The sequence below is a fragment of the Burkholderia sp. BCC1638 genome, from assembly GCF_902833195.1.
GTDB classification, from domain to species: domain Bacteria; phylum Pseudomonadota; class Gammaproteobacteria; order Burkholderiales; family Burkholderiaceae; genus Burkholderia; species Burkholderia diffusa.
On sequence record NZ_CADFEC010000007.1, the window covers coordinates 177,061 to 190,238 of the forward strand.

The following is a 13,178-nucleotide window of genomic DNA, read 5'->3' on the forward strand; positions in this document are numbered from 1 at the left end:
TCGGGCGCGGACGGGGTGCCCACGCGCATCGCACGGAGCGTAAGCTCGGGCCGGCCGCGCAACAAGGCGAGCGGACATTCCGGTATGCGGACTACCCGATTCGGCGCGCGATACGCGCAAACATTGGCGGGGTCGATTCGCATTTAAAAATGTGAGGATTCGATGCATCGCGGCCGTGAAACCGGCGCATACTTTTCTCCCCCTCTGCCTGGCCGTCGCATGCCGGGCCACGATGCGCCGCGCCGACCGCGCGGCCATGCCGCTCGGCACGCACGAGGAGCGCATGATGTCAGATTGTCCGCACGATCCGTATGCGCAGCACTACATTCACTGCCTGCCGTCCGGCGCGCAGCCCTGCGGCGCGATCGGTACGTCGCCGCGCACGCATTTCCGCGTGTGGGCACCGGGCAGCACGCATGTCCAGCTCGAACTCGATACCGGCATGGGCCCGACGCTCGTTCCGATGACGGCGGCCGGCCCGCACTGGTTCGAAGCGTTCGTCGAATGCGGTGCGGGCGCGCGTTACCGTTATCGGCTCGACGACGTCACGTCGATTCCCGATCCCGCGTCGCGTTCGCAACCCGACGGGCTCAACGGCCCGAGCGAGGTCGTCGATCCGCGCGCGTTCACGTGGCGTAACACGTTCTGGCGCGGACGTGCGTGGGAAGACATTGCGCTGTACGCGATTCGTCCGCACGCGGTGGGCGGCTTCGACGGCGTGCGCCGCCGGTTGCCTCAGCTTGCCCGTCTCGGCGTGACCGCGCTGGAGTTGCTCGCGTCGCCGCACGACAGCTTGCCGTTCGCGCCGCTCGCGGCGGAAGGCGGTCCCGACGCACTGAAGGCGCTGATCGACGATGCGCACGGCTACGGTCTCGCGGTGCTGCTGGAACTCGACTACGCGCGCTTCGGCAGCGGCACCGACGCGCTGCGTCATTACGCGGCGCCGTTCTTCCACACGGGCGACGATCCGCTGCAGGTGCCGCCGCTCGCGCTCGACCATCCGGAGGTGTGCGACTTCTTCTGCGACAACGCGCTGTACTGGATCGACGAATACCGTTGCGACGGCTTGCGGCTGCGCGAGGCCGACCGGATCGGCACGTCGTGGCTGCGCGAGATCGCCGACCGCGTGCGTGCGGCCGTGCCGGCCGACCGGATGATCCATCTCGTGCTAGGCAGCGAGCGTCATCCGGTGCATCTGGCCGATACGCATTTCGATGCGCAGTGGAACGGTTGCGGAGAACGCGCGCTGCATCGGCTGACGGGGCGCGACGTGTCGGCGCACGAAGGGATTTCGCCTCACCAGTCGATCCATACGCTTGCTCGCGCGCTGACCGCGGCAGGCGCGGCATTCCAGCCGGCCACGGCGGGCGACGGTCCATGCGCCGAAGGGTTGTCGCTCACGTCGCTGGTGCTGTCCGATGGCGCATGGCACGAGAGCGAGCATGGCGACCACGAGCAAACGCCGGGCCTCGCGGCGCTTGCGCTGTCGCTGCTCACGCCGCAGATCCCGCTGATCTTCGATGAAACCGCGCGCGATGTCGATCGTGCGCATTTCGTGCAGTCGGCGCTCGCGGTGCGCGCGAAGCTGATTGCGCCGCGGCTGTCCGATTGCCGGCCGCAGGACGCGCATGCGCTGAAGGCGAGCGGTGACGGCGATGCCGATGCGCTGCTCGCATCATGGTGGCTCGCCGATGACGAGACGCTGACCATCGCATTGAACTTGTCGCCCGACGCGGTGCCGTTCGATGCGCCGAGTGGGCAGGTCGTGTTCGAGACGCCGGCACGCGCACGCGACCGGGTCGATGAAGGGGAGTTGCCGCCGTATTCGCTCGTCGCGTGGCTGACGGGTGACGTCAACCGCTACGCGCTGACGCACGACGTGCGCCGCATCGACGACAGCGCACGGCGCGCAGTGCGTCCCGTTCCTGGCGCATGATGTTTGAATTGCCGGGTGCTGGCGCGCCCGGCCGCACACTTACCAGAAGCCGCGAATGCCCGCGACGCCATACGCGCCGTGGCGGCGCGCGTCGTCGAGATGCGCGCGTGTCATGCCGCCGAGCGCATAGACCGACATCGCGGCCTGCGCGGCCAACGCGGCGAATCGCGTCCAGCCGAGCGTCGGTGCGCCGGGATGGCTGAGCGTCGGCAACACGGGCGACAGCGTGACGAAATCCACGCCCGCGCGCGCGGCCAGCTCGAGATCGTCGGCCGCGTGGCATGCGGCCGACATGCGGCGCGCGGCCGGCAGCGGCCGTTGCGCGACGGCGCGCAGGGCGGCGCCGTCGAGGTGCCAGCCCGCGCCGTCGAGCTGCATCACGCCCGCCGCGTCGATCGGTCCGTTGAGCATCAGTTGCGCGCCGGCCGCGTCGCAGCGCGCGAGCGCATCGGCGGCCAGCCGCGCGAACGCGTCCGCATCGAACGACTTCACGCGCAACTGCACGAGCGTCTCGCCGCGTGCGAGCACGGCCGACAGCCTGTCGAGGAATGCGCGGCAATCGGCGGCCGACGCGGACGCCGGCTCCGGTGTGATCACGCAGCAGCGCGGCAGCGTCGGCGTCATCGCGTGCGGCAAGCGGCGGCCGTCATTCGTCGGCCTCCTTCGCGATCTTCGGATAGACGCGCACCAGCACGATGCGCGGCCCGTTCATCTTCTTCACGACGACGTCGAAGCGATCGAACGACACGCGCTGCCCTTCGGTCGGCAAATCGCTGAGCGCCTGGATCACGAGGCCGCCGACCGATTCTGCGCGCCCTTCGTCGATGTCGATGCCGAGCGCCTGCTCGAGCGACACGACGGGCAGGCTGCCCTTGCCCATCAGCGTGCCGTCGTCGAGGCGGCTCCAGTCCGCATCGCCCTGGCGGAACTCGTCGTGGATCTGGCCGACCAGCGCGCCGAGCAGGTTGTCGAGCGTCAGGAAGCCGATCGGCTTCTCGCCCTTGTTGCCGACCAGCGCGAAGTGCGGCGCGCCCTTGCGGAAGCGGCGGAACAGTTCCAGCGCGGGCATGTCGGGCTTCACGTACTGCACCGGGCGCACGTAGTCGGACAGATCCTCGAGCGCCGCACCGGCATGACGCGCGAGCAGCAGGTCCTTCAGGTGGATCAGCCCGCTCACCTGTTCGCGCGACGCATCCTCGAACAGCGGATAGCGGCTGAAGCGGTGCCGCGCGACGATCTCCATGTTGTCGGGCAGCGGCAGGTCGCGGCGCAGGCCGATCATTTCGTGTGCCGGACGCATCAGGTCCGACACCGTCATCGACGAGAAATCGAGCGAATGCGCGAGCGTGTTCCACTCGTCGTTGGTGTACGTGCCGCGGGCCGGCTGGGCCGCGTTGCCCGCGCTGCGGCGGCTGCGCAGGATCAGCTTCAGTTCGTCGGTCGAGTAGTGCGCGTCGCCGCCGTGGTCGGCCGACAGGCCCGCAAGCCTCAGCACCGCGTTCGCGCTGCTGTTGAGCACCCAGATCGCCGGATACATCGCCCAGTAGAACGCGTAGAGCGGCAGCGCGACCCACAGGCCGACCTTTTCCGACTGGCGGATCGCCATCGATTTCGGTGCGAGCTCGCCGACCACGATGTGCAGGAACGAGATCAGCGAAAACGCGAACACCAGCGAGATCAGGTGCACGATGCGTTCGGACTGCACGCCGATCAGGTCGAGCAGCGGGCCGATCAGTTCCGCGAACGCCGGCTCGCCGACCCAGCCGAGGCCGAGCGACGCGAGCGTGATGCCGAGCTGGCAGGCGGACAGATACGCGTCGAGCCGGCCGTGCACGACTGCGAGGATGCGGCCGCGCAGGCCGTGCTTGCGGGCAAGTGTCTTGACGCGTGTCGCGCGCAGTTTGACGAGGCCGAATTCGGCCGCGACGAAAAACCCGTTCAGGGCCACCAGGAACAACGCGCCGATGAGCGCGAAGATCTGTAACAAAGAATCGCTCCAGTCATGACAGGCCCATCAGTATAGGGCCGGAAAGGGAAATGTAATTATTCGGGCGCCGATCGGTTACACCGGCGCCTCGCAGGGGACGGAGAGCGAGAGGGTGACGGCGGAGCCGTCGGCGAACGGGGTGTGGGTGAAGGTGCCGCCGTGCGCGAGCGCGACACGCTGGCACAACGCGAGCGTCCACGCGACGCGCTTCGCGTCGCGCGCGCGCAGCATCTCGCTGCGGGCGAACGGTTCGAATGCGTGCGGCAGCGCGGGATCGGCGAGGGCGTTGGCGCTCACGTCGCAGGTGACGTGCGCGACGCACAGCGCGCCGTCGCGCGTGCATGTGAAGGTCACGCGACTGCCGGCGGCACTGGTTTCGACGGCCGTCGTCAGCATCGTCCAGAGCGCCTGCGCGATGCGTTCGCGATCGGCGCTCAGTGACGGTTCGCCGTCAGGCAGCGTCGCGTCGATGGTCACCTGCCGCGCGTCGGCGAGCGCGAAGCGCACCAGTGCGAGCGTGTCGTCGAGCAACGGGCGCAGCGCGAACGGCTGCACGGCGATCGCGAGCGTGCGCGTTGCCGCGCGCGGCGCGTCGAGCACGTCGTCGATCAGCGCGACCTGCTGGTCGATCCCCGCGCGGATGCCCGCGAGCGCGCGTTGCAGGTTCGGGTCGGCGCTGGCGAGCTGGCGCTCGAGCACGTACGCCCAGCTGTGCATCGCGTTCAACGGGCTGCGCAGGTCGTGCGATGCGGTGGACAGCGCCTGGTCGCGCAGGAACAGCGCGGCCTCGGCGGCATAGTGCGCTGCGCGTTCGCGCAGGAGGTCGGCGGCGGGATCGACGGGATGGGACGTCACGGAGCTGGCCTGTCGGAAGCGGTTGGCATGAAAAACACGCGAACCGCCATTATAGGGATCGCGCGTGTCACGCCGGCAGCGCGTCCTCGTCCTTTTTCCGGGCGTCGCCGTTCGGCAGCAACTGGCACGCGAGCAGGCCGGCCAGCATCAGCGCGCAGCCGACCAGCGCGCGCAGCGTCAGCGTCTCGCCGAGCGCGGCCCAGCCCGCGATGGCCGCGAACACGCCTTCCATGCTGAAGATCACGGCCGCGTGCGCGGGCGCCGCATCGCGCTGCGCGACGACCTGCAACGTATAGCCGACGCCGACCGACAGCAGCCCGCCGTACAGCAGCGTCGGCAGCGCGCTGCGCAGCATCGCGACGCTGACCGGCTCGATCACGAGGCCGACCGCGAGGCACAGCGCGCCGCACGCGACGAACTGCAGGAACGCGAGCACGAGCGGATCGTGCCGCTTCGCGAAATGGCCGACGGTCATCACGTGCGCGGCGATGATCACCGCGCCCACGAGCTGGAACCAGTCGCCGTAGAGCACCGAGAAATGCTCGTCGATGCTGAGGAAATACAGGCCGATCGCCGCGAGCAGCGCGCCGAACCACGTGCCGGCGCCGATCCGGTGGCGGACGAACACGCCCATCAGCGGCACGATCACGACGTACAGCGAGCTGATGAAGCCCGCGTTCGCGACCCGTGTGTACTGCAGGCCGAACTGCTGAAGCGAGATCGACACGGCGAGCAGCCCGCCGAGCGCGAGGCCCGGCGCGAGGAGCGCCGGTTCGCGCCGAATCGCCGCAAGCTGCGCGCGCGAGCCCGCGTTGAACGTCAGCAGCGGGATCAGCACCAGTGCGCCGAGCAGGAAACGCAGCCCCGTAAACAGGAACGGCCCGATCACGTCGAGGCTCAGTCGTTGCGCGACGAACGCCGAGCCCCAGATCGCGGCGGCGGCGAGCATCAGCAGGTTGGCGCGGAGGTGCTTGCGGGCTTCGGGCTTCATCGGAATTCTTCGGAAGATTGCGAACGGCGAAACGGATTAGTTTACGCCGAGATTGCAAGGCTGTCGGAAAACCTTCGGAGTGCGGCTGCCGCGCGGGCGTCGCGCACGCGCGAATACAGCACGACCTGCGAGTGCGGCAGCGGCGGCAAGCCGAATTTCGCGCCGACGTCGACCAGCGCGCGCGGCGCGACGCGCCGGGCCAGCGGACAGACCGCGAGCCCGGCCGCGGCGGCCGCCGTGACCGCCGCGACGCCGCCGCCCGTAAAGCGCTCGCGCCACGGGCGTCCAGCATGCTCGAGCGCGCGCAGCGCGGCGGCCCGCACGCCGCACGGCCCGGCCAGCACCGCGAGCGGCAGCGGCTCGCCGGCGCGCGGCGTCCAGTCGGGCGCGGCGAGCCACGCGAGCGGCTCGGTGAACAGCAGCGTGCCGTCGTCGCGCGGCGGATCCTCGCCCGGTTCGTGCCGCACGATCGCCGCGTCGAGCCGCCTTTCGTCGTATTGCGCGAGCAGGCTCGCCGACATTCCCAGATGCATTTCCAGCGACAGCCCGGGATCCTGCCGGTGCAGGCTCGTCAGTACGGCCGGCAGGTCGGGCACCGCAACGTGCTCGCTGACGCCGAGCGACAGGCGATGCGTGCCGGCCGAAATCGCGCCGAGCGCCTGGTCGTGCGCGTCGAGCAGCGCGCGGGCGGCCGGCAGGAAGTTCTCGCCGTCAGCGGCCAGCTTGACGACGCGCGGCGTGCGCGCGAGCAGCGGCCTGCCGAGGTGCGCTTCGAGCCGTTTCAGCTTCAGGCTGACGGCCGATTGCGTGGTGCCGAGCGCGTCGGCGGCGCGTGTGAAGCTCGCGAGATCGGCGACCAGCACGAACGCGCGCACTGCATCGAGGTCGAGGACTTTCATTTCAGATGAAAATGAATGAAATATTGATCGATGACTGTTCATTATAGTTATGCGCGCCTAATCTGGCGTGGCGTTTCCACTTTTCAACGTCACCGAAAGGAGCAGACCATGCCGTTCACCCGTATCGCAGTGCGCGAAGGCAAACCCGCCGCCTACCGCGCGGCGCTCGTCGACGGCGTGCATCGCGCGCTGATGCACACGTTCAACGTGCCCGAGGACGACATCTTCATGGTCGTGACCGAGCATTCGGCCGATAACTTCGTGTTCGGCCGCCATTACCTCGACATCGAACGCAGCGACGATCTCGTGATGATCCAGATCACGGCGAACAACACGCGCACGCTCGAGCAGAAGCAGGCGCTGTACCGGACCATCGCCGAAAACCTCGCGCGGCAGCCCGGCGTGCGGCCGCAGGACGTATTCATCAGTCTCGTCGAAGTGCTGAAGGAGGACTGGTCGTTCGGCAACGGCATCGCGCAATACGTCGTCTGATACGTCGTTTGACACGCGACAGGCGCGACAGGGCCAGATCGTTTCCCGCGCGTTTTCGCGGCGTGTACTATGGAAGCTGCTTCACGGGCCACGCCGGCGCGAAGGATGCGCCGGCGATTCTTCATGTGCAGGAGCCTCCATGTCGCGTGTGCTGGAAATCGTGTTGTGCCTGTCGCTGGAAGGTTGGCCGGTCAAGACGGGAAGCCGCGCCCGTGGCGAGCAGCGCGACTTCGGTGCCGAACTCGTCCGTGCGTGGCGGATCTGTCCGCAGGTGCGGATGCGGCGCGGCCAGGAGCGCGTGACGATCGAGCCGTGCCAGGTCGAGGAGGCCGAACCGAACCCCGGCGAATGCTGGTGGACGTGGATCGAGTCGAACGTGCAGGGGCGGCGGGTCGTTGCGTCACGCACGAAGGCATTCGCGCCCGGCGTCGTGGAGCGCGAGTTGTTCGATGCCGAGCATGCAGGCATCGTCGTGGCCGCGCCGGCGTCCGGGCCGGTTGCCGATACGGAATCGGCGGAGGCCGCGGGCGAGGGCGACCGCGTCGTGCCCGGCCACGTTGATGAAGCGGCGGTCGCCGCAGCGTCGGCGCCGGCGCGGCCGCGGCTCGTCAGCGAGCGGCGGCGCGGGCGCTGGGCGGACGACAGCGGCGTGGTGGTCGAGATGACGCTCGACGACATCACGTTGCACGGCGGCACCGAACCGCCGCGCCGCCATGTCGAGTTGCGCCTCGCGGCGCCCGACTGGGAAACCGCCGCCGCACGCACGGCCGCGCTTCGCGCGCTGTTTGCCGCCGCGCGCGAGCTCAGCGGCGCATGGCCCGCGTTCGTGCAGCTGACCAGCGTGATCGATCGCGCGTGCGCGGGCGAGCCTGCCGTCGCCGGGCCGGTCAAGGCGCAACTCGTCGACCTCACCGGCATCCGCACGCAGCGGGCCGCGCTGTTCGCGCTGTCGGGCGACATCGCCGCGCAATGGCTCGGCAACGAGCGCGGCGTGCTCGACCGCGACGATCCCGAATTCGTGCACCAGATGCGCGTCGCGCTGCGACGGCTGCGTACGCTGATGCGCTTCTTCCCGCGTTTCGCGGACGATCAATGGCAGAACACGTTCGGCGTCGACTTGCGCTGGCTTGCGGCCCTGCTCGGCACAGTGCGCGACTGGGACGTGTTCTCGACCGAGAGCCTGCCCGCGCTGATCGCTGCCGACGGCGGCAGCGCGGACTGGGACGGCACGCTCGACGCCGCGCGCGTACAGGCGCTGACCGCGCGCGTCGAACTGCGCCAGGCGCTGCATTCGGCGCGCTATGCGCGACTGACGCTCGGCTGGCTCGAGTGGCTGTGCGGGCTCGCGCTGCCGCCGACCGATGCGGACGACACACCGTCGCTGCGGCGGCATGCAACCAAGCGCGTGCGGCGGCTGTTCGGTCACCTGTATGCGTCGCCGTCGCTCACGTCGCTCGACACGGCCGCGCGGCATCAGGTGCGGATCGACGCGAAGCGGCTGCGCTATGCGCTCGAATTCTTCGCGTCGCTGGCCTCGCGCCGCACGCGCAACGAGACGGTCAAGACGCTCGCGCGCGTGCAAAGCGTGCTCGGCGAGGCGAACGACACGATCGTCGCGCTGCATCATCTCGAGCAACTGGCGGCGCCCGCTTACCAGCTGGGTTTCGTGCGCGGCTACGGTGCCGCGCTCGAGCAACGCGCGGCGAGGGACGCCGAGACGCTGCTCGCGAGCCTGCGTCCGCCGAAGCTGGATGGCAAGCCGCGCTGAGCCTCGCGCGCTCACTATAATGGCCACCCGTTTTCTTCAGACAGACCGATGAGCGACGCGTCGCCTCCTTCCTCTTCCGCCGGACCGCTCGAACTGGGCGGCGAACTGTGGCTGCGCGCGGGCGAGCAGACGCTCGGCGGCGCCACCCGCATCGCGCTGCTCGCGGCGATCGGCGACACCGGGTCGATCACGCGCGCGGCGAAGGCCGTCGGGCTTAGCTACAAGGCCGCGTGGGATGCGATCGATACGATGAACAACCTGGCCGGCGAGCCGCTCGTGACGCGCGCGACGGGCGGCAAGGGCGGCGGCGGCACGACGCTGACGCCGCGCGCGACCTCGCTGATCGCCGCGTTCCGCACGATCGAGCGCGAGCATCGCCGCTTCATCGACGCCGCGAGCGCGGCGGTGTCCGGTTTCGACGTCGACTGGGCGCTGATCGGCCGGATCGGGATGAAGACGAGCGCGCGCAACCAGTTGTTCGGGAAGGTCGAATCGATCGTGCGCGGCACGGTAAACGACGAGGTGACGCTCGTGCTGCCCGGCGGGCAGGTGATCGTCGCGGTGCTCACGCACGAAAGCGCCGACGCGCTCGGCCTGCAGCCGGGCGCGGATGCGTGCGCGCTCGTGAAGGCGTCGTGGGTCGTGCTGGCGGTTGACGACGAAGGCGGCGCCGAAGCGTCTCTGAAGGTATCCGCGCGCAACCAGTTGCGCGGGACGGTCGACGCCGTCGCGGCGGGCGCGGTGAACAGCGAGGTGACGCTGGCGCTCGACGGCGGCGGGACGCTCACGGCCGTGGTCACGAACGACAGCGTCGGGGCGTTGCAGCTCGACGCCGGCCGGCGTGCGATCGCGTTGTTCAAGGCATCGAGCGTGATTCTCGCGGTGACGGGCTGATCGCGCGCGACGGCGGTATGAGCCGTTTCCGGCGATGACCGTGGGCGGACGAGGCGAAACCGGCGCCGCCCGACGTACGCGAGGCGCCGGCTTCGATCCCGTTTGCAACTTGTGCCGCCAGTGCGGCTTCTCTCAGGTCGAACGTGGCCGCCCGGGCCACCGCCTTCGCGCGATCAGGTGACGCGCGTCGGCCACTCGGCGTGCGGCGTGGTGGCCTGCACGCGTCCTTCGCTCAATTGCACGACCTGGTCGCCGAACGCGGCGACGTCGTCGGGATCGTGCGTGATGAGCACCATCGGGATATCGAGCCGCGCCTGCAGTTCGGCGAGCTCGTGGCGCATGCGCTGGCGCATCGCGCCGTCGAGCGCCGCGAACGGCTCGTCGAGCAGCAGGATGCGCGGCTGCGCAACGAGCGCGCGGGCAAGCGCGACGCGCTGCTTCTGTCCGCCCGACAACTGCGACGGGAATTGCCCGGCGAGCGTGTCGAGTTCGAACGCCTGCAGCCAGTACGCGACTTCGGGCGGCACCGTCTTCGCACGCGGGTTGCGCAGGCCCGACGTGAGCCCGAACGCGATGTTCTGGCGCACGTTCAGGTGCGGAAACAGCGCATAGTCCTGGAACAGATACGCGACGCGGCGCGCACGGGTCGGCACGTCGATGCCGCGCGCGGAATCGAACAGCGGTTCGCCGTTCAGCGCGATCGTGCCTTCGTCGGGCGACAGCAGGCCGGCGATCGCCTGCAGCGTCATGCTCTTGCCCGCGCCGGACGGCCCGAACAGCACGACGCGCTGCGTGGCGGCCGTAAACGACACGTCGAGCGTGAAGCGGCGCTCCGCGTTCACGTAGGTCTTGCGGATGTCGACGGCAACGCTCATGCGGGCCTCCGTCGTGCCGCGCCGCGCGTGCGGGAAGCCGCTTGCGCGACGGGAAGGCGTTTTGCCGCGGCCCGTGAGGCGCGGCGGTACGGAGGCGGCCGGCGCGTCATGTCAGCTGGCTCCGCCCGGCGCGCGACGGCACGAGCCAGCCGGTCGCGAGCAGCACGAGCACGCAGGTGATCGAGGTCACCAGCACGAGGAAGTTGGCCGTGCTGTCGTCGCCGGCCTGCACCGCCGCATAGATCGCGACCGACAGCGTCTGCGTGCGGCCGGGCAGGTTGCCGGCGATCATCAGCGTCGCGCCGAATTCGCCGAGTGCGCGCGCGAAGGCGAGCAGCGCGCCGGCCAGGATGCCGCGCGTGGCGAGCGGCAGCGTCACGCGGAAGAACACCGCGGCTTCGCCGAGCCCGAGCGTGCGTGCCGCGCGCTCGAGATGCGGATCGACGCTTTCGAACGCCGTGCGCGCCGATTTCAGGATCAGCGGAAACGCGACGACCATCGATGCGATCACCGCGCCCTGCCACGTGAAGACGAGTTCGATGCCGAGCTTGTCGAGCCACGCGCCGAACACGCCGCGTCGGCCGAGCAGCACGAGCAGGTAATAGCCGAGCACCGTCGGCGGCAGCACGAGCGGCAGCGTCAGCAGCGAATCGACCACGTCGCGCATCGGTGAGCGCCAGCGCGCGAGCATGAAGGCGGCGGTGACGCCGAGCACGATGTCGAGCGCGGTCGCCCAGCCGGCGACCTTCAGCGACAATAGCAGCGGCACCCAGGCGTCCTGCATCATGCTGCGCTCACTTGCCTGCGGGCTTGAAGCCGAACGTCGCCAGCACGGCCTGGCCCTGCGGCGACGCGACGAAGTCGATGAACGACTGCGCCTGTGCGGCATGGCGGCTGTCCTTGACCACCGCGATCGGATAGGTGATGGCCGTCTGCGTCGGCACCGTCAGCGCGACCTTTACGCGGCCCGGCATGATCGCCGCGTCGGTGCCGAACACGAAGCCCGCGTCGACTTCGCCGCGCGCGACGTAATCGAGGCTCTGGCGCACGTTGGCGGCCAGCACGCCCTTCGCGCTGACGGCGTCCCACACGCCGGCCGCGCGCAGCGCGCCTTCCGTGTAGCGGCCGACCGGCACCGACGCCGGGTCGCCGTACGCGATGCGCTTCACGCCGGGCGCCGTCAGGTCGTTCAGCGACGTCGGCGCGGCCGCGTGGCTGTCGGCCGGCACGATCAGCACCAGCGAGTTCGCCGCGAAATCGCGGCGTGTGCCCGGCACGATGACTTTTTCGCTGATCGCACGATCCATCGCCTTCTGGTCGGCCGATGCGAACACGTCGGCCGGCGCGCCCTTGGCGATCTGCTGCATCAGCACGTCCGACGCGCCGAAGTTGAACAGCACCTTGGTGTCCGGATGCTGCTTCTGATAAGCATCGCCGACGGCCTTGAACGCATTCGTCAGGCTTGCGGCCGCCGACACGACCAGCTCATCGGCAGCGGAAGCCGGCCCGCTGAACGCGATGCCTGCGGCAAGCGCGGCGAGCGGCAGCAGGCGGAGCAGGGTGCGGCGAAGCGGGTGGACGGTTGGGCGCATGGTCTGGTCGTTCGAATGGAATGGTTGAAACCGTAATCGTAATATAGGGCGGGTTATAACGCTCGACATACCGTTCATGCGCCGGCGCGCATGAAATCTTCAGATCTGGAAGGCGACGGGAAGGATGTGCGGGCGCCCCGTCACGCGTGCATCGACGGCGGCGGCGAGCCGGTGCGGTGCAGCGACGACGGCTGCGATGCCGGCCGGTAGTTGGGATTGGCTTTCCAGCGGGCACGGACGAACGGGCGCTCGTGCCCCGACAGTTCCAGCGCGACCCGGGTGACCCAGCGGTGCGACGGCACCGTGATGCCGTGCAGCGCGACGGTGACGAGCGCGAGGCTCACGACGACCGCCGGCACCGACCAGCGGTGCGGCACTGCGTGCCACGAGCCAGCGATGAATGCCAGCGCGGCGATCGCGCCGACGATGCAGCCGGTGATCGATTCGGACGGCGAATGCGCGTCGAGCGCGACGCGCGACACGCCGACCGCGATGCCGGCCGCGAGCCCGAGCGCGATGCCGGCGATCCGCACCGGCGTGCGCGTGCGGATCAGCGCGAGGAAGATCGCGACGGGATAGACCGACGTCGACAGCATCGCGTGGCCGCTGAATCCCGTGAAGTCCCACGCGCGGATGCCGACGCCCCAGCCGAGGAACGCGATCTTCGTGAGCGCGACGACCCCGATCGCGACGGCGAGCACGCCGAGCCACGCGGCCGCGCGCTGCCACGAGTAGCCGAGCGCGAGCCACACGGCGATCGTGATCGCGAGCGGCAAGGTCAGGCCGGCGCCACCGAACGCGGTGATCATGATCCACAGGTGAGAGGGCAGGTCGAACATCGGGAGGGGAACGAGCAGAGGCGGGACGAATGCTTAAATCAACGCGCGAG

13 protein-coding genes are annotated in these 13,178 nt (G+C 69.6%); 4 read left to right on the forward strand and 9 right to left on the reverse strand.

Annotated features, from left to right (window positions below):
- Positions 1–286: 286 nt before the first annotated feature.
- Complete coding sequence (locus HWX22_RS10865) at positions 287–1,936, forward strand: DUF3459 domain-containing protein (RefSeq protein ID WP_175915681.1); 1,650 nt, start codon at positions 287–289, stop codon at positions 1,934–1,936.
- Positions 1,937–1,975: 39 nt separating this feature from the next.
- Here the strand turns inward: HWX22_RS10865 and HWX22_RS10870 are convergent, their stop codons facing one another.
- The 5 genes from HWX22_RS10870 to HWX22_RS10890 all read right to left on the reverse strand — a co-directional run bounded on the left by HWX22_RS10870 (position 1,976) and on the right by HWX22_RS10890 (position 6,668).
- On the reverse strand, positions 1,976–2,560 hold the full coding sequence (locus HWX22_RS10870; protein ID WP_175915612.1) for a thiamine phosphate synthase: 585 nt from the start codon (positions 2,558–2,560) through the stop codon (positions 1,976–1,978).
- Positions 2,561–2,582: 22 nt separating this feature from the next.
- Positions 2,583–3,923: a hemolysin family protein gene (locus HWX22_RS10875; RefSeq protein ID WP_059689595.1), complete on the reverse strand. Its 1,341-nt coding sequence runs from the start codon at positions 3,921–3,923 to the stop codon at positions 2,583–2,585.
- A 75-nt stretch (positions 3,924–3,998) separates the two neighbouring features.
- Positions 3,999–4,778, reverse strand: a complete 780-nt coding sequence (locus tag HWX22_RS10880) for a HAMP domain-containing sensor histidine kinase (RefSeq protein ID WP_175915613.1) — start codon at positions 4,776–4,778, stop codon at positions 3,999–4,001.
- Positions 4,779–4,845: 67 nt separating this feature from the next.
- Positions 4,846–5,769: a DMT family transporter gene (locus HWX22_RS10885; protein ID WP_059689599.1), complete on the reverse strand. Its 924-nt coding sequence runs from the start codon at positions 5,767–5,769 to the stop codon at positions 4,846–4,848.
- A 41-nt stretch (positions 5,770–5,810) separates the two neighbouring features.
- Positions 5,811–6,668, reverse strand: coding sequence for a LysR substrate-binding domain-containing protein (locus HWX22_RS10890; protein WP_175906535.1), 858 nt, complete (start codon positions 6,666–6,668; stop codon positions 5,811–5,813).
- 108 nt (positions 6,669–6,776) lie between these two features.
- On the opposite strand from HWX22_RS10890, the gene HWX22_RS10895 reads away from it, so the two are divergent.
- The 3 genes from HWX22_RS10895 (at position 6,777) to HWX22_RS10905 (ending at position 9,822) form a co-directional block, all read left to right on the forward strand.
- Complete coding sequence (locus tag HWX22_RS10895) at positions 6,777–7,160, forward strand: tautomerase family protein (protein ID WP_059818757.1); 384 nt, start codon at positions 6,777–6,779, stop codon at positions 7,158–7,160.
- 139 nt (positions 7,161–7,299) lie between these two features.
- On the forward strand, positions 7,300–8,928 hold the full coding sequence (locus tag HWX22_RS10900) for a CHAD domain-containing protein (protein WP_175915614.1): 1,629 nt from the start codon (positions 7,300–7,302) through the stop codon (positions 8,926–8,928).
- A 48-nt stretch (positions 8,929–8,976) separates the two neighbouring features.
- Complete coding sequence (locus HWX22_RS10905; RefSeq protein WP_175906529.1) at positions 8,977–9,822, forward strand: TOBE domain-containing protein; 846 nt, start codon at positions 8,977–8,979, stop codon at positions 9,820–9,822.
- 173 nt (positions 9,823–9,995) lie between these two features.
- On the opposite strand, the gene HWX22_RS10910 is transcribed toward HWX22_RS10905, so the two are convergent.
- The 4 genes from HWX22_RS10910 to HWX22_RS10925 form a co-directional block, all read right to left on the reverse strand.
- Positions 9,996–10,697 carry an ATP-binding cassette domain-containing protein gene (locus tag HWX22_RS10910; protein ID WP_059818759.1) on the reverse strand — a complete coding sequence of 234 codons (702 nt, stop codon included), beginning with the start codon at positions 10,695–10,697 and terminating at the stop codon, positions 9,996–9,998.
- A gap of 106 nt (positions 10,698–10,803) precedes the next feature.
- Positions 10,804–11,481, reverse strand: coding sequence for a molybdate ABC transporter permease subunit (modB, locus tag HWX22_RS10915; RefSeq protein WP_059819617.1), 678 nt, complete (start codon positions 11,479–11,481; stop codon positions 10,804–10,806).
- 10 nt (positions 11,482–11,491) lie between these two features.
- Positions 11,492–12,289 carry a molybdate ABC transporter substrate-binding protein gene (modA, locus tag HWX22_RS10920; RefSeq protein ID WP_175915615.1) on the reverse strand — a complete coding sequence of 266 codons (798 nt, stop codon included), beginning with the start codon at positions 12,287–12,289 and terminating at the stop codon, positions 11,492–11,494.
- A 140-nt stretch (positions 12,290–12,429) separates the two neighbouring features.
- A complete protein-coding gene (locus HWX22_RS10925; protein ID WP_059818761.1) occupies positions 12,430–13,128 on the reverse strand; it encodes a phosphatase PAP2 family protein in 699 nt (232 codons plus the stop codon).
- Positions 13,129–13,178: the final 50 nt, after the last annotated feature.

What these genes read in the sequence shown, in the direction of transcription:
- HWX22_RS10895 (WP_059818757.1), top strand. Translation starts at nt 6,777, where the DNA reads ATGCCGTTCACCCGTATCGCAGTGCGCGAAGGCAAACCCGCCGCCTAC.
- HWX22_RS10885 (WP_059689599.1), bottom strand. Translation starts at nt 5,769, where the DNA reads ATGAAGCCCGAAGCCCGCAAGCACCTCCGCGCCAACCTGCTGATGCTC.
- modB (WP_059819617.1), bottom strand. Translation starts at nt 11,481, where the DNA reads ATGCAGGACGCCTGGGTGCCGCTGCTATTGTCGCTGAAGGTCGCCGGC.
- HWX22_RS10900 (WP_175915614.1), top strand. Translation starts at nt 7,300, where the DNA reads ATGTCGCGTGTGCTGGAAATCGTGTTGTGCCTGTCGCTGGAAGGTTGG.
- HWX22_RS10905 (WP_175906529.1), top strand. Translation starts at nt 8,977, where the DNA reads ATGAGCGACGCGTCGCCTCCTTCCTCTTCCGCCGGACCGCTCGAACTG.
- HWX22_RS10910 (WP_059818759.1), bottom strand. Translation starts at nt 10,697, where the DNA reads ATGAGCGTTGCCGTCGACATCCGCAAGACCTACGTGAACGCGGAGCGC.
- modA (WP_175915615.1), bottom strand. Translation starts at nt 12,289, where the DNA reads ATGCGCCCAACCGTCCACCCGCTTCGCCGCACCCTGCTCCGCCTGCTG.
- HWX22_RS10870 (WP_175915612.1), bottom strand. Translation starts at nt 2,560, where the DNA reads ATGACGCCGACGCTGCCGCGCTGCTGCGTGATCACACCGGAGCCGGCG.
- HWX22_RS10890 (WP_175906535.1), bottom strand. Translation starts at nt 6,668, where the DNA reads ATGAAAGTCCTCGACCTCGATGCAGTGCGCGCGTTCGTGCTGGTCGCC.
- HWX22_RS10865 (WP_175915681.1), top strand. Translation starts at nt 287, where the DNA reads ATGTCAGATTGTCCGCACGATCCGTATGCGCAGCACTACATTCACTGC.
- HWX22_RS10925 (WP_059818761.1), bottom strand. Translation starts at nt 13,128, where the DNA reads ATGTTCGACCTGCCCTCTCACCTGTGGATCATGATCACCGCGTTCGGT.